The sequence below is a fragment of the Streptomyces sp. NPDC054932 genome (assembly GCF_053610205.1).
In genome coordinates, this window is record NZ_JBSGXU010000167.1 from 1 (window position 1) to 18,115 (window position 18,115).

The window sequence follows — 18,115 nt, forward strand, 5'->3', positions numbered from 1 at the left end:
CCGATCGACATCCCGCCGACGACGGTGGCCAGGCGCAGCTTCACCGAGCGGGCGTAAGGAGTGAGCGCGTCCGTCACCTGCTGTGCCAGCTCGCGCGTCGGTACGAGGACCAGGGCGAGCGGCTGGCGGGGCTCGGCGCGCTGCCCGGCGGTGCGGGCCAGCAGGGCGAGGCCGAAGGCCAGGGTCTTGCCGGAGCCGGTGCGGCCGCGGCCGAGCACGTCGCGGCCCGCGAGCGTGTTGGGCAGGGTCGCTCCCTGGATCGGGAACGGCACGCTCACACCCTGCGCGCCGAGGGCGGAGAGCAGCTCCCCGGGCATGTCGAGGTCACCGAAGGCCTCGACGGCGGGGAGACCGGGGGTGATCGTCTTGGGCGGGGCGAACTCGCCCTGCACCGCGCCGGACCGTCGGCCGTAGCCGCCCGACCGGCTCGGACCGCCAGAACGGCTCTGGGCGGGCGAACCGGAGCGGCTCCCCCGGCCCGAACCGGAGCCGGAGCCGGAGCCGGAACCGAAAGCGGGACCACCGGTGCGGCTGCGGGTGCGGGAAGAGCGGTTGTTCGTACGTACGGGGTTCATTCAGAACCTTCCTTGATACGGCGCGCATCAAGGAATTCCAGCAGCGCGAAGCAGCGCGGGCGGGGAATTGCAAGAACGGGCCGAATGGAATGCGAAAGCGAATCTGGCCGCACGGAGTCCGTGCGGGCGCAGGTGCTGAAACGGGTGAGGCCGGACGTGAATTTCCGGTGATGGGCATCCGGCAGGTGAACCCACTGCGGGAGATGCCTGCAGCTGGGGCCCGCACCCCGAAGGATGCGGGCCCCAGCTGCAAAGTGCGCGTCGGCGTCAGGCGGGAACGATGTTCTCGGCCGTCGGGCCCTTCTGGCCCTGCGCGATGTCGAAGGTGACCTTCTGGCCCTCGAGCAGCTCACGGAAGCCGCCCTGGGCGGCGATGTTCGAGAAGTGGGCGAACACGTCGGGGCCGCCACCGTCCTGCTCGATGAAGCCGAAGCCCTTGGCCGCGTTGAACCACTTCACGGTGCCAGCAGTCATGCATATCTCCTTTGGGGCAGTACATCGGGATCCGCACTGCACGGATGCCGTGTCGCCGCGATGATGCCCCGCCCGGAAGATGACCGGAAATGCAAAGCGCTGCCGTCGGCGCGGAGGCCGACGGGGGCGCTTGAAGTCATTGGGAACCAAAACTGCAACTGGAATCGACAGTAGCACGCTGCAGCGGCTCGTGTGCGATGAACAATTTCACTCCGCCTGCTGCCGGCAGAAATTCTCCCTGCCGGATCTGCCAAAACCTCAGTCGGCGAGCACGGATATTATTCACTCCGGGCGCAGCATTTCGCCCCGCACCACCGAGAAGGACCCGGTTGGACGCGTACCGGCGAGCCGAACTGCGCACGATGTACGTCTCGTCCTCAGGCCGGGGTGGTGCGCGGCTGGTCCCCGCCGGTCGGCGGTCGCTTCAGGGCGAGGACGATCAGGAGGGTGAAGGCCATGACGGCGGTGAGCGTGCGCAGGTTGTTGAAGAGCTCCCAGCGGCGCAGGATCTCCTCGTGACCGACCGGTGCCGAGGTGAGCGCCCATTCCTTGATCCGGCCGTTGATCGGCACGTTGCCGAGCCGGGTGATCAGGAAGGACGTCAGGGTCAGCAGGGCGGCCGTACCCGCGATCAGCCGGGCACGGCCGGGTATGAAGGCCACGAGGGCGAGGGAGCTCAGCGTCGACACGGCCATCGCGGCCTGCATGGTGATGCCGTTCATCTTCATCAGCTCGGCGTGGAACGACAGCCGCATGTCGAGCGGAACCGCGTTGAAGGTGGGGACGAGGTTGGCCGCGCCGTAACCGAATGCCCCGGCGAGGAGGCCGGTGGCGAGCAGGGCGAGTCCCAGAAGGAGACGGATGCGCATGTTCGTGGGCTCCAGTGCATGGGTGCTTGGGGGGCCGGGCCGGACCTGGGACGCGTCACGGGCAGTCGTCGTGGTCGGGTTCTGACCGCTGTTCACCGACTCACCGCCTGTTCGTGCTCAGACCCGGCTCGAACCGGTCGTCCCCTGTCCCGGACGGGGTGTTCATGGTCGCTACCGCTCCCCGGCTCTTCCGGTCCGCTCCGGCTCTCGGCACTTCGACGAAACACCGCACCGGATTGTGAGCTCCACGCTTCGCGGTCTCTCTCCCCCCGCATCCTGGTGTTCGGCCGTGGCGGGTCAGGCCGCCGCCTCCGCCCGGGTGCGGCTCCGGGGCTCCTGCCGTACGACACGCCGGCGCCGGGTCGGCATGCCCATGGTCGGGTTGGCGACGGTCCAGGCCGCGCCCTTGCAGATCAGTTCCTTGTAGAAGGCGCCCACGCGGCCCGTCAGGGCGCGGTCGACCGCCCGGTCGTCGGCGGTGACGAACTGGATCAGGCCCTCCCTGCGGCCGAGGGAGATGCACTGCTGGGAGTAACCGATGTCGGCGTGAGGGACCTTGGTGCCGGTGAGGCGGGCGGCGATGGCGTCGGCGGCCTGCCAGGCCATGGGGACGCCCGAGGCGCAGGACATGCGCAGGGGCTTGTCGCCCGGGCCGATCGCCATCGCCGCGTCGCCCACGGCGTACACGTCCGGGTGGGAGACCGAGCGCATCGTGGCGTCGACCACGATCCGGCCGTGGTCGGCGAGCTCCAGGGCGGTGGCCCGGGCGATCGGGTGGACGGCGAAGCCGGTGGTCCAGACGGTGACGTCGGCGGGGATCCTCCGGCCGTCGGCGGTCCGCACGCCGTCCGCCTCGACGGCGTCGACCGTGGTGTGTTCGTGGACCGTGATGCCGAGCCGGTCCACCACCTTCCGCAGGTGGGTGCGGCCCTTCTCCGAGAGCCAGTCGCCGAGGGCGCCGTGGGCGGCCAGGGCGACGTCGAGGTCCGGGCGGGCCTCGGCGATCTCGGTCGCGGCCTCCAGGCCGGTCAGGCCGCCGCCGACCACGACCACGGGCCGGCCGGCGTCCAGGGCGGCCAGGCGGTCGCGCAGGCGCAGGGCGCCGGGGCGGCTGGAGATCTCGTGGGCGTGTTCGGCGGTGCCGGGGACGCCCCCGTCGTTCCAGCCGCTGCCGAGGGCGTAGACCAGGGTGTCGTACTCCAGTTCCTCCCGCTCGGGGCCGTTCGCGGTGGCGACCGTCACCGCCTTGCGGTCCACATCCACGGCGGTGACCTTTCCGAGCTTCAGTTCCACGCCCGTGCCCGCGAACATCTCGCCGAACGGGCGGGGCCTGAGGTCCTGGCCGGCCGCGATCTGGTGCAGCCGGACCCGCTCGACGAAGTCGGGCTCGGGGTTGACGAGGGTGATGGTGACGTCCTCGTGGTGCAGCCGCCTGGCGAGGCGGCCGGCGGCGACGGCACCGGTGTAGCCGGCTCCGAGGACGACGATGCGGTGCTGCATGTCCGTGCTCCTGTCTGGGCGGGGGCCGCCGTTGTCCGGCGTGGTTTCGCCCCTTGAACCGGACAGCCGCCAGTTCCCTGACAGGATCAGGATGTGACCTGTGTCACGCCTGCTCAGAGGGTGTGGAGCGGGGCCTCCCCGTGGCCCGCGGCGGCCCACTGCTCGGTCGCGCGGACGAGCTTGTCGGGGTTGACCTGGTGGCGGACCGCGGCGATGCCCGACTCGGTGACCTCCAGGCAGGAGATCGCGACGACCCGGCCGTCCACGACCGCCACGATGGCGGGCCCGCCGTTCGCGGTCGTGGCGTAGATCGCGGGTGCCCCGCCGACGTGGGCCCGCTTGGCCGGGCTGGGCTTGAACAGGCCGCGCATGAACGTGGCGACCGCGAGCGCGCCCTCGAACGCCTTCGCCCGGGCCGGGACCTTCCCGCCGCCGTCGCCGACCGAGACGGCGTCCTGGGTGAGCAGTCGTACGAGGGGTTCGGTACGGCCGCTGGTCGCCGCGGCCAGGAACTCCTCGACGATCCTGCGGGCGGCGACCTCGTCGATCTCGGTGCGCGCCCTGCCGTCCGCGATGTGCTTCTTGGCCCGGTGGTAGATCTGCTGGCAGGCAGCCTCGGTGATCTCCAGGATCCCGGCGATCTCCCGGTGCGGGTAGGCGAAGGCCTCGCGCAGCACGTACACCGCCCGCTCGCCGGGTGACAGGCGCTCCAGCAGGACGAGGACGGCGTACGACACCGACTCGCGCTGCTCGGCGGTGTCGGCCGGGCCGAGCATCGGGTCCCCGGCGAGCAGCGGCTCGGGGAGCCACCGGCCCACGTACGTCTCGCGCCGGGCGCGCGCAGAAGTGAGCATGTTGAGGCACCAGTTGGTGAGGACCTTGGTCAGCCAGGCCTCAGGCACCTCGATCCGCGCGACGTCGGCCGCCTGCCAGCGCAGGAACGTCTCCTGCACGGCATCCTCGGCCTCGGCCGCGGAACCGAGCAGCCGGTAGGCAATGGCCTCCAGCCGGGGCCTGGCACTCTCGAACCGGTCCACGTCACTCATGATCAGGGCCATGCCCGCGATCCTAGGCGCCCCGGGGCCGCAACGGCAGCCGGGACAACGCACCCGGGCAGACTCCGAGTTGCACGCGCCGAAGCCGCCTGGAGAGGCCGGCTCCGGGCCAACGACCAGATGGGCATGCAGGAGTTCCTCTTCGTCCCGACCGGAACGAGCGCGGCCGAAGGAGGTCGCCGGAAGGAGGGCGGCGGCCGATCCGGGACTCCGCACCTGATGCACCTGCCGGTCCGAGCCGCCTGGACGGTGACACACCGCGGGCATACCGACCGCCGACGATCCCATTCGGGGTCAGTCCATCCGCCTGCCTTCACGTTGCTTCCAGGCGTGCCGAAGGCCCGCACCAGCAGGTGCGGGCCTCCGGCACGGTCACGGCTGTGCGACACCATTCTTGCGTCTGGCGCACTGCGCCATGGCACCCCACGGCCACACCACTCCAGGCATTGCCGGCCGACTCGCTCTTCCTCCGGCTCATCGCCAGGTGTTGGTGTCCACGATCTCGCCGGTCTCCACGTCGATGCGGCCCTGGAAATCACCCGCGTTGCGCGTGACCATGATCAGAAGCGGCCGCCCGTCCTGCGGGAAGGCGGTGTAGAAGCCGTGCATGTCGTGCCGCTCGTACACCAGGTCGCGCGGCGGGTTCAGCCGGAACCGCTCCGAGCCGTCGGCCCGGAAGACCACCGCGTTGTCCGACGGGGTGAAGGGCGCGCCATCGAGCGCGTGCAGCCAGGGAAGGGACCTTCGCGGTGCGTCACCCGGCGCGGCGCCGCCGTAGTTCCTCCAGCCATCCCCGTACCTGCTCATCGTCGTGCAGGTACGGCTCCTCGGGGCCCACCCGAAGATCGATCCCGTACAGGAGCCCCAGCGCCCACCAGGACAGCTCGTCCCATTCACGCGTGTCGTCGACAACCCAGCGTTGGGCCCACCGGTCAGCTGCATCCCGGCTCACACGTCCCTCGACCACGGCAGCAAAGCGTGCCTCGATCTCGTCCAGGTCTGGCTGGCCACCACCACTCATGGACCTACCGTATCCAGGACAGGGCGAACGTTGCCTGATGCAGCACTAGCCGCCCAGGCGGGCAAGTGGTGCGCAAGTGGTGCGGGGCTCTTGAAGCGGTCTAGACAACGACGAAGGCCCAGGTCTGTGACCTGGGCCTTCGTTCAAGAGCGGATGACGGGAATCGAACCCGCGCTATAAGCTTGGGAATCTATGGCGCTCAGAGTGCCGATATGGCCTCTGACCTGCAAATATTGGTTGTTGGGTGGCCCGCTGCGAGGGTGCCGCTGTACCCCTGTCGACCGCTGTTCACCCCTCCGAAGGGCACAGATGGGGCACGGGTGGAAGGCCCCTGCGAGTACTGCCGAAGGTGGCTGCGATGCGAGCGTCGGGACCGTCGTGTGGCGATGAAAGCCACGTCGGCCACGACGAGCAGGATGGCGATCGTCAGGAGATGGAGCATGCCCTCCACCACCGCGCCGATGAGTCCCAGGATGACGGCCACGAGAAGCAGGAACACAACGGCCCCGGCACATTCACACGCCGGGGCCGCCCTTCCGGGCGCTGCACGTGAGAGTGCACCGACCCATTCATCATGATATGCCCCTGCCGCTTCTCCGGCACCAGTGATGTTTCGCAGCGGTACAGGCCACCTATCGCCGTGAGAATCCTGGCAGTAGCGCGCCCGTAGCGATGCTTCCGCCCAGGGGCACGGATGGGGCCCACGCCCTACGACCGTGCGACGCGCGGTATTCCACAACGTTGGCGTCCTGGTCAGGCTCTCCCCCGTACCGGAGGTTTCCACGACTAACCTCCGCATCATGCTGCGCATCTGCGTCCACCTGCCGGTCATCGACACCGGGATCGGTACGGTGCACGTGCGGGCGCCTCTGGTCGGTGACGTACTGGCGCGCACAGCGGAGCTCCATGGGCTCCAGTCCGTCACGGTCCTCACTACGCCCGACCTGCCGCCTGAGCCGGCCCAGACGCTCGAACAGGCCATGGCTGTTCTCGGAATTTACCCGCCTGCAACCGTAGGCGTTCACCATCTGACCGAGGCGATGTGCGCCGCTGCCGACGTGCACGTGCTCGCGTACGGCACCGCCGTGCAGGACGCCGTCGGCGGGGTCCGGATCGACGTGGGTCAGGTCAGCCCGGCACCCCCGGACGGGGGCGCCCCGGACCATGGCCACCTCCTCGCCTCGGATCTCCCGGAGCTGCCTGGGCCAGCTGAGGCCTGTAGTTGGCGGGAGCGATGAGGGGGAGGGCGTCGAGGGTTTCGGCGAGCACGGTGATGTGCGCCTGGCCCACGGCGTCGTCGGCCTGGTCGAGCACGTCAGGGATCTGGTCGGCGGCGTCGGTGACCTGCTGCCATGCCGTTTGCCGACGGCCGGAGTGCCGGCCGATGGGGGCGGGTTCGGTGGGTGCGAGGCGTTCGCTGATCTTAGGGTAGGAGAGGTCGGGGCCGAGGGTGGAGCCGGAGAACCAGACCGGCTCGCCGTTGCCGTTGGTGTCGCCGGGGAGGGCGACTATGTAGCCGCGGATGTCGCCGGAGGGGAAGTGCTGGATGTCCACCAGCACGCCTGCGCTGCGGAGGATGGTGAAGAACTCCTCGGTGCCGGTGGCAGCCGCCACCGTCGTGCGGACGGTGGTGCGCAGCCTTTCCCGGGGCGTGGCGGTGTGCCCGGCGCCCTGCGCCGAACCTCGGTCACCCTGGACCCCCTCGCCGTACGGATCACCGAGGCTGCCCCGGAACTGAACACCGGACGCCGCGTCGAGGGCGACACCAAGTCGGCGGCGGGCGTCCGCACCATCCACCTGCCGGCCTTCCTCTACATTGAGGTCAAGCGGCACCTGGACTGGTTCGCGGAGAAGGAGCCCGACGGGCTGCTGTTCGTAGGGGAGAAGGGAGCGCCGTTCCGGCGCACGACCTTCGGCCGGAAGTGGGCCAAGGCCCGCGCGAAGGTCGGCCTGCCGAAGGGCTTCCGCTTCTACGACCTGCGCCACACCGGGCACACCCTCTCCACCCAGTCCGGCGCGACCCTCAAGGACACGATGGTCCGCGCCGGCCAGTCCTCGGAGAAGGCCGCGATGATCTACCAGCACTCCGGCGACGAACGTCAGCAGGAGGTCGCCGGGGGCATCGACGCCCGGGTACGCGCTGCCCGTGTCAAGGGAGCGGTGAAGAGGCAGGCGAAGGGCGCTTGACGATCGGCGGGTGAGGGGAGGGAGGCGTCTCGCCTTCCTCCCCTCACCGGCTCTCTGGGTGCCGTTGGACCCGAACAGCAGCGGCGGCGCTCGTCGATGGCCCGTCTACGGCCGTGCTGTGTCGAGAGGAAACCTGGCGCTCAGACACGCCTCCATGCGTCGAGGAAGGCTTTCCGCTCAGCCGGATCAGCTGATTTGTGGTCCGCGTGCAGGACCCGCCAGGCGGTGAGTTCGAGATCTCGGAGCCACAGCTCGCCGATGACCTGCGTCTTGAGGTCGGGGAGGTGGTCGGATTCGGCGAGCGCCTGGCCGATTACCTCTCCGGCTGCGACGCGCTGGGGCGGGGTCATCTCGTCGACAGCCGAGAGGATCTGACCGGCCAGACCGGTGCCTTCTCCGGCCAGCGAACTCAGTACGAACGTCTTGATGTTGGCGGGCAGCAGGTAGAGGGAGCCTGAGGTCCTCCACAGGTCCGACCAGAAGCGTTCTCCGGCCTCGGTGGGAGCGGGGAGCGCGGCCAGCAGTCCGAGGAGGTGAGCGGTGGCCGCGTACCCATCGGAGTGGGCGGATGCGACGACGGCGATGTCGGCGACGCGCTCCACGTCGATTCGGCCCGCTTCGAGGCGTGGGTCCAGTCCCAGTCGCTGTTCCAGCTGGTGGGAAAGGGGGGCGGATGCGTGGGAGCGGAACTCGGGAAGCATCGGCGGTCCTTGAACGTAGGAGAGCGGAGAGGCCCGTTCGGAAGCCCTGATCGTTCCCATGGCCCGCCGACTTACACGACTTCCACGGCCCCAGTTGGGGGCAGGCCTCCAGGACCGGAACCATGGGCGGCTGAACAGACCGTGTCCGGCGGTGCCGGCCCGGTGGTCCGAGGCAGGCCTCGGGCCATGCTCCTGCGGGCAGGCTCCTAACATGAGCACGTGGTTGCCAGTGACGCCCAGCAGTCCGAGGCAGGAAGGGAAGCAGTGTCCCGCGACGACGTCGAAACCGGCGGTGTGTCTTCCGCACCGACGGCCGGAGGATGCGAGGCAAGTGGTCCTCCCTCCGGATCGCACCGTGACAAGGCCGCCGAGGACTCCCACCCGGTTGCCGACCTGGTCGAGCGAGCGGCCGATCTGGTGGAGCCGATCAAGCCGAAGCTACGAGGCTGGCTTCACGCCGGAATGGTCCCCGCATCGCTGGCTGCGGGCATCGTCCTCATCTGCCTGGCTGGGACGCCGCGCGCCACCCTGGCCTGCACCGTGTACTCCGTCACCGCCTGGATGCTGTTCGGGACGAGCGCCGTCTATCACCTGGGCACGTGGGGACCACTCGGTGAGGCCGTTCTGCGTCGCCTCGACCACGCCAACATCTTCCTGATCATCGCCGGCACCTGTACCCCGCTTGCCGTGCTCCTTCTCCCCCCTGACCAGCGGTCCGTCCTGCTGTGGATCGTGTGGACGGGCGCTCTGGCCGGCATCGCCTTCCGTGTCCTGTGGGTCGGAGCTCCCCGCTGGCTGTACACCCCCTGCTACCTGGCCCTGGGCTGGGCACCGGTGCGTTACCTGCCCGACTTCCTGGACAGTGGTGGGGCGCCCGTACTCGCCTTGATCGTGACCGGCGGGCTTCTCTACAGTGCGGGCGCGGTTGTCTACGCCCTTCAGCGCCCCGACCCCTCACCCCGCTGGTTCGGCTTCCACGAGGTCTTCCACGCCCTGACCGTGGCAGCCTTCACCGCGCACTACATCGCCATCTCCTTCACCGTCTACTGAGCACGGCAATGTTCTGCCCGGGGCTGCTGTCGCCCTGGGGCGGGCGAGTTGCCGGCTGGCTTCGGGTCAGGGTGCGAGGGGCGGCGGAGGGAGAGGTAGTAGTTGCCGACGGCGGACAGGTAGCGGTGGTCAGCCGTTTCGCTGTCGGTGGTGAACTGGGGAGCGGCTTTGATCTCTTCCAGGGTCCCTGAAACCTTTACCGTCCGTGTTTCGGTGTCGATGCTGGCGACGGCCCCGGCCGGGATCAGAATGCTCTTGCCGAACACCCACACGCCGGTGTCGACGACCAGGTGTTGCATGCCGGGCTGGTCCTGCTGGCGGTCCACGTGCCCGATGATTCCGTCAGCCGCCGCAACCGTGAACCCCACCAGTGACTGCCGGGACGTGTAGCCGCTGTCCTGCGCGTACATCCACACACCGCTCACAACCCCGTCTCCTCACGCTCGGCTCGAAGGCGGCGGCCACAGCCACACTGCCGGCTGACTCGTCCATCCCCATGCCCCGGTGCTTGCCTCGCAACCGGGTCCTCAGAGGATTCCGGGCGTGCGCGCTATGCCGGTGGCCGGGCAGCGTCCCCGAGTAGGGCCGATGCCTGCTGTTCGGGTGAACCAGTCAGACAGCGCGGCCTGCACGGGCAGCAGCAGCCACCTGGCATGCGGGTCCTCGGGCAGGGTTGAGGACGGTCGGCCCCGCGGGTTTCTCGGATCTGTGCCGGCCGTGGTCACAGGCTGCGACCCCAGATGGGATGGCTTCGACGAGGCAGTGGGGGCCGACCGTAAGGCCTCAGGGGCTCGGAAAGAGCGTCAGGGAGCAGTTCTCGTGGAGAGGCCGGTCCCACGGCGTCGGAGGAGGAGAGGAGCGGTCATGCCCCCGACCGAGGAGCGAGATCCAGGCGCCCATCAGGGGCGCGCCGGCGGTGAGCAGCCGGTGGAAATGGACCTCGCGGGCACGCTCGCGGCAGCGGAGTCCGCCTCCCCTGTGGAGTCACTGGACGTCGTCGCACGGATGCTCAGGGACCGCCTGAACGCTGCTGTGGTCTCGTTCCTGATCGTCGACTTCACCGGGTCGTCAGTGGTGCGGCTCGGGGCAGCCGACAGCGTCGAGTCCGACGAGCCCCCTGAGCGCGTCACTCTGCCCGGCACCCTCTACGCGGACGCGTTGCGCACACAGCGGCCGGCCCTCCAGCGAGAGGGCAACAGCCGGGTCAGGGTCGTGGCGCCCGTCACCAACCGCGGCGACGCCATCGGCCTGCTGGAACTCTTCCTGCCGGCTTACCCCGACGACTTCGCGATGAGGCAGATCGGCGCGACCGCTCACGCCCTGGCCTACATCGTGATCGCCAATCGGTCCTTCACCGACGTCTACCAATGGGGTCGCCGTACACGGCCCCTGAACCTGGCCGCCGAGATCCAGCACCGACTCCTGCCCACCTCACTGGCGTGTGAGGCAGCCCAGTTCACGGTCGCCGGAGCGCTGGAACCGGCCACGCACGTCGGCGGTGACACCTTCGACTACGTCGTCGACCGCGACACCATGCAACTCTCCGTCACCGATGCCATGGGCCACGACGTGGAAGCCGCGCTACTCGCCACCCTCGCAGTGGGCGCCCTTCGCAGGGCCAGGCGTGCCGGCGCCGAGCTCGAAGTACAGGCCTTGGAGGCCAACCGGGCCGTCATCGACCACGGCAGGCGGGGCTTCGTCACTGGGCAGCTGCTGCGCATCAGCCTGCTCGACGGGACCACCCAGTTCGTCAACGCCGGGCATCCCTGGCCGCTCCGCCTCAGGCGGGAAAGGGTCGAGCAGATGGTTCCCGAGGTCGATCTCCCCTTCGGTATCCAGCCACGTACCGCCTATCGGGTGCAGCGGCTGGACCTGCAGCCGGGTGACCGCCTCGTGATGCTCACCGACGGCATGCTCGAGCGCCGCGCTGTGGAGGTAGATCTGCCCTCCCTGGTTGTGCGCACGGGCGATCTCCACCCCCGCGAGGCCTCCCGCGCTCTGGTCGCCGAGATTCTGCGCGCGCATGGCGGCCGTCTCCAGGACGACGCGACGGTCATGTGCCTGGATTGGCACGGTACCCACCAGGTCACACGCAGCGCTGACGCCGGGGCGGACCTGGCGGAGGCGTCCGCACCCGAATAGCACTCCTTCGACGACCGAGGCCCGCCGATCCCGACGGGCACACTCGGGTCAGGCCGAGGACGGCGGCGCGGATGATTCGGCGGCGCGGCGGTACTCGGCGTTGATGCGCTGGGCTTCCTCGAGCTGGTCTTCGAGGATGATGATGCGGCAGGCGGCCTCGATGGGGGTGCCCTGGTCGACGAGTTCCCGGGCGCGGGCGGCAATGCGCAGCTGGTAGCGGGAGTAGCGGCGGTGGCCGCCCTCGGAGCGGAGCGGGGTGATCAGGCGGGCTTCGCCGATAGCGCGGAGGAAGCCCTGGGTGGTGCCGAGCATGGCGGCGGCCCGGCCCATCGTGTAGGCGGGGTAGTCGTCGTCGTCGAGACGGCCGAACGAATCGTCTGCTGTCATTGAACCTCTCTCGTGGAACGCATGGAGGGGCCCTGGTGCCCGAAGGCACCCCGGCCCCCAAGGAACAAAAACACCAAAATTAGGCCCAGATAAAGACCCCACCCTGTGTTTCCGCCGACCCGACCGAAATGCTGCCGGGAGTGCGGGGATCGCGGTTGCTTGACCGGAGACCACCTCACTATCGATGTCCTGCGGTACCCGGGCTCAAGGCTTCCGCCCGGGCGATCCTGATGGTGCTCGGCTCCTCCGTTCTTCCCTCGGTGATCAACTGCTTACTGCTGGTACTGCGGTACTGCGTACTGCTCAGTGGCCTGACCCAGCGCCACTCTTCGGCAGCCAGCCCCGTTGCCCATCCTGCGTCTGCTCTGGCTTAGAACCCCACTGCCGAACTTCCCGGTGCGCGCGTCCGCAGCCGACGCCTTCACCGAGGTGCTGCTCACTACTTCACTGCTGGGTACTTCGAACTGCACTTACAGGTACTGCCACTGCGTTACTGCTGGTACTGCTCACGGCGGCCCCTGATCACTGCGGGCCACCCGGTCCGGTCGTCAGTCCCGTCGCCGTCCTGCAACAACCCTGGCTTCGGAACTCCACCACCGCACCGTCCTGCGCACTGCAACTGCGGGTACTGCTGCCCGGCAGTTCGTCTCTGCCAGGCCCTGCTGTCTCTCTGGGCTACGAGAGAAACCATAACCACGCCACAGCCCAATGTCTACTCCGGCCGTCATAGATTTTCGCGTGGCGGGTGAGGAGGTAATCGACCCCGAACGCACGGTCGCTCCTGTCGATGCGCAGCACAGGGAGCAGCTGGGGGCGGTCAACGGTGTGTGCCTCATCGAGGGCCAGAGCAACGGTCGAGAGCGTCGCGGCACACCGGAAACGGTGTCCTGGAGGATGGAAGAATCGTTTTGACGAACGTGACGGACGATCATTGGACGGACTCCAGCCGCGGCGCACAGGCCGGCAGTGGCAAGCGCAGAGCGGTTGGCCGTCTTCCGGTACAAGCGTGCCGAAGGCCTTCCCGTAGCCCGGCACACGCCCGTGGCCGGGTTCCCGGAGAACCCCCGGACCAGGGCACACCCCTGTACACGCGGCTTGCCGAGGAGTGGGCTGCCCGCGGCGCCACCGTGCCCGGCCTCCCCGACCCGCTGTAGCAACGTCTGGCCTCTTCCGAACACCTCAGGCGCGAGACGGAAAGCACCTTGCGCCAGCTCCACCTGGCGGGGGAGGCCCGCCCCGTGTATGGCACAGCCGAGTCGGTTCAACTGGAGACACTCACGTGAACCACGCTGCACTGGTGTGCCGGGGCTGCTTCGGCAACCTCTACGCCGTCTCCACCGACTGCGCCCCCGCCGCACCCTTGCCCACCTGGGAAGTCGACCACGACCACACCTCGGCCGACTGTCCCCTGCGCCCTCTCCTGCCGCTGGAAGGCGCGGCCGCCCACGTCCACGAGCTCCCCGACGCCGGCCACGTCCTGACCGGGCCGGCCTGACACGATCCCGGCTCGTCACCACCGGGCTCCGGCTCGCTGGCACGGTCACCTCCATGAGGCGCCGCGCGGACCCCTGCGGCATCCAGGGCCGACTGGCCCATGGCCGAACGTTTCGCCCCGAGCGTCACCCCATTGCCGGCCCGTCTGTTTGGGAGGGATCCCACCGGTCACACGGGGTTCTGCAAGACCTTCCATCGAACAGGGAGTGATCAGCTGTGTCTGGTGAGCAGAAGGCCGAGGCGAAGGGCGAGCAGGCCAAGGGCAAGCTCAAGGAGACCGCTGGCGGTCTGACGGGCAATGAGCGGATGACCGCCGAGGGCCGCGCGGAGCAGGCCAAGGGCGATGCCCGCGAGGCCAAGGAAAAGATCAAGGACACCTTCAAGCACTGACCCCTCGTGTGCACGGGGCCGGGACCGCAGGAGCGGTCCCGGCCCCGTTGCACGCCCGCGCGCAGCCGGCTCCGGTCAGGCGGCGGCGCGCTGAGGCTGGCGCAGTTGCGCCTGTCCGAAGAGGAGTGCGTAGTCGTCGGGGAGTCGCTGGAGGATGCGGGCAAGGAGGTCGGGGCCGGCGAGGCGGGTGACAGCGGCGAGTACGGCGCCGGTGTCCCAGCGGGCGATGGCCGGGCTCACGCCGGTTTGTGCGGCCAGGTCCTTGACGAAGCCCCAGCCGGTGAGCTGCTCGGTATCGGGGATCTGGGCGGTCAGGGTGAGGGCGGCTTCGACGGGCAGGCACTGGGCGAGGTCGACGCGCTCGTCACCGGTGACCTGCCGGCCGAGCGCGGCAAGCACGGTGCGGACGGCTTCTTCCGCGCGTTCGCGGGTGGGGTAGGCGCCCTCGTAGCGGACGCGTTCCAGCATCTGGTCGAACGTCATGGCGGGGCTGGGCCGGTCCGGTCGAGGCTGGTCGTACATGGTGCTGCGGTTGCCTTTCTCTTCGCAGGTTCGAGGTCTGGCCGTCGGCGCCGGTCAGGTGGGCTGGGGGTGGCCGAAGAGGAGGTCGTAGCCGGGCGGCAGCTGGATCAGGACCTCGCGCATGAGGACGTCACCCGCCGCTGCGGCCACGGTGGAGAGGACCGCGCCGATGTCCCACAGGGCTGTCTTCTCGGTGGCGCCCTCGATCCAGGCCGCGGTCGCGCGGACGAAGCGTTCGGGTGAGAGCGGTTCGGCGGCCTGCAGGGGATTCAGAAGGATCAGGGCGTACGTCTCGGGGAGCCGGGCGGCGAGCTCGGCCCGCACGGTGCCGACCAGGTGCGCGCCCAGTAGGGCCAGGACGACGCGCGCCGCCCGTTCGGCTTCCGGCAGGGTCGTGTACTCGCCGCGTTCCTGGACGTGGGCCAGGAACGCCTCCCTGCGTATCGACATCACGTCACCTCCGGGGAGGGGTGAAGGGGCGAGGGGCGCGCAGGACGGGGTGCCGGAGGGGGATCGGGTTCCCCGTCCTCCGCCGCTGGTGCCGGGCTGTTCAGCCGGAGATCTGCTTGCGGCCGGATTCGCCGCCGATGGCGATCTTGCGCGGCTTGGCGCGCTCGGCGATCGGGATCCGCAGGGTCAGGACGCCCGCGTCGTAGTCGGCTTCGATGTGCTCGGTGTCGAGGGTGTCGGCCAGCATGATCTGGCGGGAGAAGACGCCCAGGGGCCGCTCGGAGAGCTCCATCTGCACGCCGTCGGACTTCCCCGCAGGCCGGCGCTCGGCCTTGACGGTCAGCATGTTCCGCTCGACGTCGATGTCGATCGCCTCTGTGCTCACTCCGGGGAGGTCGAAGGCGATCACGTACACGTCGCCCTGACGGTAGGCGTCCATCGGCATCACCGACGGCTTCGACCACGTGCCAGACGCACCCGACAGCTGCTGGACGATCCGGTCCATCTCGCGGAACGGGTCGGTGCGCATCAACATCGCGAAACACCTCCAGTTGGTTCAGGCAGAAACTGCCAATGCGCTTCAACGTGCCTCCGTTGTAACATGTCATCGAAACGATGACAAGTAAGCAGTCATCTGGAGGATGACAAGCCAACGGAGAGTCCCATGAACGAGGCCGAACGCGAGGCCACCCCACCGCCCACCCAGGTCGCCTTCCTCGCCGCCGCGGCGGCACTGGAGACCATCGACCAGGCCCTGCGGGACGCGCAGCGACCCTCCGCAGCACCAACGACGGCCCCGATGGGGCGCGCGCCGGACCCGGGTCCACACCCGGCCCTGGCCGCGCTGTTGCTGCTGCGCGAGGTCCGCGAAGAGCTCGCCGACTGGGAGAGCGGGCTGATCGAGACCGCCCGCGGGCGGGGCGCGAGCTGGGCCGACCTCGCGGGCCCGCTCGGGGTCGCCAGCCGCCAGGCCGCAGAACGGCGCTACCTGCGGCTGCGCCCGGGAGCGGTCGGGAGTACCGGCGAGCAGCGCGTCCAGGCCACGCGCGACACGCGCGCCGCCGACCGCACGGTGACCGCCTGGGCCCGTGACCACGCGGCCGACCTGCGCCGTCTCGCCGGCCAGGTCACCGCTCTGACCGGTCTCCCCGACGGTGCCGAGGGCGCCGTCGGCGACCTGAACCTGGCCCTCGCCGACGACGACGCCGCCCGCCTCGTCCGCCCTCTGATCGACACCCGTGCCCACCTGCGACCCGAGGACACCGAGCTCGCCGAACGTATCGACGCCCTGACCCGGCACACCGACCGGCTCCGCCAGGAAACCCACGACCAGCGCAGCACCTGACCCGCCCCTCCCCCGAACCGCCGACCGGACCACGGGCTTCGGGGGCCACGCCACGAACCTGGGAGTGACTCACCATGGCCGAACGCCCTTCCCCGGAGGCCGGCGGCGACGCCATCGCCGTGGAAGTCCTGGATCACGCCGTCGCCATCAGGCCCTCGGGCGAGATCGACATCGAGACCGCCCCCGCCCTGCGGTTCGCCCTCGCCCAAGCCCTCGCCCACGCCTCACCGGCCAAGCCCGTGACGGTCGACTGCAGCCGCGTCTCCTTCTGCGACTCCTCCGCGCTCAACGCACTCCTCGCCGCCCGGCGCGCGGCACAGGAGACCGGAACCGTCGTTCGCCTGGCAGCCCCCAACCACCAGCTCCTGCGCCTCCTGGAGATGACCGGCACCCTGCCACTCTTCCCCGCGGACCACGACCCGCCGCCCGGCGACCGCTCTCCGGAGGGATGGCCGGACGGCCTGCCTCAATAGGCACACAGGTCGCGTACGGGCGCCGCCCGGGTCACCGGCGGGGACGGTCGCCTTCCGGGGCCAACCCCCTGGCGCCGACCAGGACCGAACCCCCGGGCCACCCTCGCTGAGGTGGGCTGGAGTGGGGGTGACACTGCTTCGGCGCCAGCCGGTCCGAAGTTTGGCGTGCTCGCGGAACGTCTGCTTCGCATGGCGCAGGACCCGGCCGGTGTGGCTACGGGGCCCCGGCCGGGTCCTGCTTGCGTGGGGCAACCGTCGTCGTACCCCACGTGCACTGTCACATGTGCCCGGTTGCGCGTCCTGCTGGGTGCAGCGGGTGGGTGACCCGGTGGGCAGTACGGCGGCGTCGGCGTGCGACCGAGGTGAGCGTGGTCGGCGACTTCAACGACTGGTGTCCCGGCGTGCACCCTCTTACCCTCCGCAAGGACGGCAACCGCGCGGTCACCGTTGAGCTGCCCACCGGCAGCAACCATTCCTTCCGCTACCTGGCCGCCGGCGACTACTGGTTCAACGACGACACCGCCGACGAGCAAGACGGCCCCAACAGCCGTCTCCGCACCTGATCGCGTCTGGCAAGTGCTCTCCGATGCCGGCTTCCAGAAGATCGCTACTGCCGACGAAGGTGCGCACCTGATCCGGCATGGCTGCGGCGTCATGGTCGGTTGGCTTCCGGCGGGACACGCTGCCGCGAGTAGTGGGCGAATAAGTCCGGGCAGCCGCCGTCCTGGGCGATGAAACTGAGCCCTTCTCCGCGTGCAACCTTCACGGCGAGGCCTCCCACTCGATGCGGACGCGGAGGTGACGCCCGGGTTCGTTACCAACCGGGCCGCCCCCACGAGTGTGCCGTGGTCGACGAGCTCCCGGACGGGGGCGGCCGTGCGCAGCTGGGTAGCGGGAGTAGTGGCGGAGAACGCAGGCGCGCGGAGCGGGTGATCAGACAGGCCTGGAGAGGAAGAAGGGGGCGGAACGAGGGGAGGGGCCCCGGTGCGTTCAGCACCGGGGCCCCGAAGGAACTGCTACACCATCTGCCGGCCCTAGTCCTGCGCCGGCCTACTGTCTCCGCCGACCCGTCCGAACGGGGACAGGCTGTGCGGGGATCGCGGTTGCTCGACCGGAGACCACCTCACTATCGATGTCCTGCGGTACCCGGACTCAAGACTTCCGCCCGGGCGATCCTGATGGCGCCTCAACTCCTCCGTTCTTCCCTCGGAGATCAACTGCTTACCAAACGGGAGAGACTGCGAACTGCGGGTTACTGCACTCACTGCGGTACTGCTCTACTGCGTGCTGCTGGTGGCCTGTGTCAGCGCCACTCTTCGGCAGCCAGCCCCGTTGCCCATCCTGCGTCTGCTCTGGCTTAGAACCCCACTGCCGAACTTCCCGGTGCGCGCGTCCGCAGCCGACGCCTTCACCGAGGTGCTGCTCACTACTTCACTGCTGGGTACTTCGAACTGCACTTACAGGTACTGCCACTGCGTTA

The 18,115-nt window shown here is 69.5% G+C and carries 20 protein-coding genes and 2 pseudogenes; 8 read left to right on the forward strand and 14 right to left on the reverse strand.

The window, feature by feature from the left end:
- The 8 genes from ACWGE1_RS31995 to ACWGE1_RS32030 form a co-directional block, all read right to left on the reverse strand.
- On the reverse strand, window positions 1–575 hold a 575-nt coding region (locus tag ACWGE1_RS31995), incomplete at its 3' end, for a DEAD/DEAH box helicase (protein WP_453423949.1).
- A gap of 267 nt (window positions 576–842) precedes the next feature.
- Window positions 843–1,049 (reverse strand): cold-shock protein, encoded by a 207-nt coding sequence (locus tag ACWGE1_RS32000; protein WP_453423950.1) that lies wholly within the window; start codon window positions 1,047–1,049, stop codon window positions 843–845.
- A gap of 377 nt (window positions 1,050–1,426) precedes the next feature.
- Window positions 1,427–1,918 (reverse strand): DUF1772 domain-containing protein, encoded by a 492-nt coding sequence (locus tag ACWGE1_RS32005; protein WP_453423951.1) that lies wholly within the window; start codon window positions 1,916–1,918, stop codon window positions 1,427–1,429.
- A 297-nt stretch (window positions 1,919–2,215) separates the two neighbouring features.
- Window positions 2,216–3,418 carry an NAD(P)/FAD-dependent oxidoreductase gene (locus tag ACWGE1_RS32010; RefSeq protein ID WP_453423952.1) on the reverse strand — a complete coding sequence of 401 codons (1,203 nt, stop codon included), beginning with the start codon at window positions 3,416–3,418 and terminating at the stop codon, window positions 2,216–2,218.
- A gap of 113 nt (window positions 3,419–3,531) precedes the next feature.
- Window positions 3,532–4,476, reverse strand: coding sequence for an RNA polymerase sigma factor SigJ (sigJ, locus tag ACWGE1_RS32015; protein ID WP_453423953.1), 945 nt, complete (start codon window positions 4,474–4,476; stop codon window positions 3,532–3,534).
- Between the two features lie 471 nt (window positions 4,477–4,947).
- Window positions 4,948–5,280: a hypothetical protein gene (locus ACWGE1_RS32020; protein ID WP_453423954.1), complete on the reverse strand. Its 333-nt coding sequence runs from the start codon at window positions 5,278–5,280 to the stop codon at window positions 4,948–4,950.
- Window positions 5,228–5,494, reverse strand: coding sequence for a hypothetical protein (locus ACWGE1_RS32025; RefSeq protein WP_453423955.1), 267 nt, complete (start codon window positions 5,492–5,494; stop codon window positions 5,228–5,230). Before ACWGE1_RS32025 ends, ACWGE1_RS32020 begins: the two co-directional genes overlap by 53 nt.
- A gap of 1,128 nt (window positions 5,495–6,622) precedes the next feature.
- A complete protein-coding gene (locus ACWGE1_RS32030; RefSeq protein WP_453423956.1) occupies window positions 6,623–7,108 on the reverse strand; it encodes a hypothetical protein in 486 nt (161 codons plus the stop codon).
- A gap of 51 nt (window positions 7,109–7,159) precedes the next feature.
- Here ACWGE1_RS32030 and ACWGE1_RS32035 point away from each other — a divergent pair.
- Window positions 7,160–7,681, forward strand: a pseudogene (locus ACWGE1_RS32035) (tyrosine-type recombinase/integrase); the annotation flags it as partial.
- Window positions 7,682–7,821: 140 nt separating this feature from the next.
- Here the strand turns inward: ACWGE1_RS32035 and ACWGE1_RS32040 are convergent.
- Window positions 7,822–8,382 (reverse strand): hypothetical protein, encoded by a 561-nt coding sequence (locus ACWGE1_RS32040; protein ID WP_030755654.1) that lies wholly within the window; start codon window positions 8,380–8,382, stop codon window positions 7,822–7,824.
- Window positions 8,383–8,676: 294 nt separating this feature from the next.
- On the opposite strand from ACWGE1_RS32040, the gene trhA reads away from it, so the two are divergent.
- On the forward strand, window positions 8,677–9,432 hold the full coding sequence (trhA, locus tag ACWGE1_RS32045; RefSeq protein WP_453423957.1) for a PAQR family membrane homeostasis protein TrhA: 756 nt from the start codon (window positions 8,677–8,679) through the stop codon (window positions 9,430–9,432).
- An 83-nt stretch (window positions 9,433–9,515) separates the two neighbouring features.
- On the opposite strand, the pseudogene ACWGE1_RS32050 reads toward trhA, so the two are convergent.
- Window positions 9,516–9,842 (reverse strand): annotated as a pseudogene (locus ACWGE1_RS32050) (PRC-barrel domain containing protein); the annotation flags it as partial.
- 523 nt (window positions 9,843–10,365) lie between these two features.
- Here ACWGE1_RS32050 and ACWGE1_RS32055 point away from each other — a divergent pair.
- Window positions 10,366–11,574 (forward strand): PP2C family protein-serine/threonine phosphatase, encoded by a 1,209-nt coding sequence (locus tag ACWGE1_RS32055; protein ID WP_453423964.1) that lies wholly within the window; start codon window positions 10,366–10,368, stop codon window positions 11,572–11,574.
- A 48-nt stretch (window positions 11,575–11,622) separates the two neighbouring features.
- Here the strand turns inward: ACWGE1_RS32055 and ACWGE1_RS32060 are convergent, their stop codons facing one another.
- A complete protein-coding gene (locus ACWGE1_RS32060) occupies window positions 11,623–11,961 on the reverse strand; it encodes a MerR family transcriptional regulator (RefSeq protein ID WP_030755667.1) in 339 nt (112 codons plus the stop codon).
- 1,279 nt (window positions 11,962–13,240) lie between these two features.
- On the opposite strand from ACWGE1_RS32060, the gene ACWGE1_RS32065 reads away from it, so the two are divergent.
- Both ACWGE1_RS32065 and ACWGE1_RS32070 read left to right on the forward strand, forming a co-directional pair.
- Window positions 13,241–13,456, forward strand: coding sequence for a hypothetical protein (locus ACWGE1_RS32065; RefSeq protein WP_453423958.1), 216 nt, complete (start codon window positions 13,241–13,243; stop codon window positions 13,454–13,456).
- Between the two features lie 215 nt (window positions 13,457–13,671).
- Complete coding sequence (locus tag ACWGE1_RS32070) at window positions 13,672–13,845, forward strand: CsbD family protein (RefSeq protein WP_453423959.1); 174 nt, start codon at window positions 13,672–13,674, stop codon at window positions 13,843–13,845.
- Window positions 13,846–13,920: 75 nt separating this feature from the next.
- Here the strand turns inward: ACWGE1_RS32070 and ACWGE1_RS32075 are convergent, their stop codons facing one another.
- From ACWGE1_RS32075 to ACWGE1_RS32085, 3 genes are all read right to left on the reverse strand, one after another.
- Window positions 13,921–14,367 (reverse strand): DUF2267 domain-containing protein, encoded by a 447-nt coding sequence (locus ACWGE1_RS32075; RefSeq protein WP_453423960.1) that lies wholly within the window; start codon window positions 14,365–14,367, stop codon window positions 13,921–13,923.
- Between the two features lie 54 nt (window positions 14,368–14,421).
- A complete protein-coding gene (locus ACWGE1_RS32080) occupies window positions 14,422–14,817 on the reverse strand; it encodes a DUF2267 domain-containing protein (protein ID WP_385163162.1) in 396 nt (131 codons plus the stop codon).
- A 100-nt stretch (window positions 14,818–14,917) separates the two neighbouring features.
- Entirely contained in the window at window positions 14,918–15,352 is a 435-nt protein-coding gene (locus ACWGE1_RS32085; protein ID WP_453423961.1) for an Hsp20/alpha crystallin family protein, read from the reverse strand.
- Between the two features lie 129 nt (window positions 15,353–15,481).
- On the opposite strand from ACWGE1_RS32085, the gene ACWGE1_RS32090 reads away from it, so the two are divergent.
- The 3 genes from ACWGE1_RS32090 (at window position 15,482) to ACWGE1_RS32100 (ending at window position 17,198) form a co-directional block, all read left to right on the forward strand.
- Entirely contained in the window at window positions 15,482–16,162 is a 681-nt protein-coding gene (locus ACWGE1_RS32090) for an HSP18 transcriptional regulator (protein ID WP_453423962.1), read from the forward strand.
- A gap of 74 nt (window positions 16,163–16,236) precedes the next feature.
- Window positions 16,237–16,635 carry an STAS domain-containing protein gene (locus ACWGE1_RS32095; protein WP_453423963.1) on the forward strand — a complete coding sequence of 133 codons (399 nt, stop codon included), beginning with the start codon at window positions 16,237–16,239 and terminating at the stop codon, window positions 16,633–16,635.
- Window positions 16,636–17,036: 401 nt separating this feature from the next.
- Window positions 17,037–17,198: a hypothetical protein gene (locus tag ACWGE1_RS32100; RefSeq protein WP_328789496.1), complete on the forward strand. Its 162-nt coding sequence runs from the start codon at window positions 17,037–17,039 to the stop codon at window positions 17,196–17,198.
- Window positions 17,199–18,115 lie beyond the last annotated feature (917 nt).

Bases quoted from the DNA above. Each gene is read 5' to 3' on its own strand.
- ACWGE1_RS32000 (WP_453423950.1), bottom strand. From the start codon at position 1,049: ATGACTGCTGGCACCGTGAAGTGGTTCAACGCGGCCAAGGGCTTCGGC.
- ACWGE1_RS32075 (WP_453423960.1), bottom strand. From the start codon at position 14,367: ATGTACGACCAGCCTCGACCGGACCGGCCCAGCCCCGCCATGACGTTC.
- ACWGE1_RS32025 (WP_453423955.1), bottom strand. From the start codon at position 5,494: ATGAGTGGTGGTGGCCAGCCAGACCTGGACGAGATCGAGGCACGCTTT.
- ACWGE1_RS32010 (WP_453423952.1), bottom strand. From the start codon at position 3,418: ATGCAGCACCGCATCGTCGTCCTCGGAGCCGGCTACACCGGTGCCGTC.
- ACWGE1_RS32080 (WP_385163162.1), bottom strand. From the start codon at position 14,817: ATGTCGATACGCAGGGAGGCGTTCCTGGCCCACGTCCAGGAACGCGGC.
- ACWGE1_RS32005 (WP_453423951.1), bottom strand. From the start codon at position 1,918: ATGCGCATCCGTCTCCTTCTGGGACTCGCCCTGCTCGCCACCGGCCTC.
- sigJ (WP_453423953.1), bottom strand. From the start codon at position 4,476: ATGGCCCTGATCATGAGTGACGTGGACCGGTTCGAGAGTGCCAGGCCC.
- ACWGE1_RS32055 (WP_453423964.1), top strand. From the start codon at position 10,366: ATGGACCTCGCGGGCACGCTCGCGGCAGCGGAGTCCGCCTCCCCTGTG.
- ACWGE1_RS32085 (WP_453423961.1), bottom strand. From the start codon at position 15,352: ATGTTGATGCGCACCGACCCGTTCCGCGAGATGGACCGGATCGTCCAG.
- ACWGE1_RS32060 (WP_030755667.1), bottom strand. From the start codon at position 11,961: ATGACAGCAGACGATTCGTTCGGCCGTCTCGACGACGACGACTACCCC.
- ACWGE1_RS32040 (WP_030755654.1), bottom strand. From the start codon at position 8,382: ATGCTTCCCGAGTTCCGCTCCCACGCATCCGCCCCCCTTTCCCACCAG.
- ACWGE1_RS32090 (WP_453423962.1), top strand. From the start codon at position 15,482: ATGAACGAGGCCGAACGCGAGGCCACCCCACCGCCCACCCAGGTCGCC.
- ACWGE1_RS32020 (WP_453423954.1), bottom strand. From the start codon at position 5,280: ATGAGCAGGTACGGGGATGGCTGGAGGAACTACGGCGGCGCCGCGCCG.
- ACWGE1_RS32095 (WP_453423963.1), top strand. From the start codon at position 16,237: ATGGCCGAACGCCCTTCCCCGGAGGCCGGCGGCGACGCCATCGCCGTG.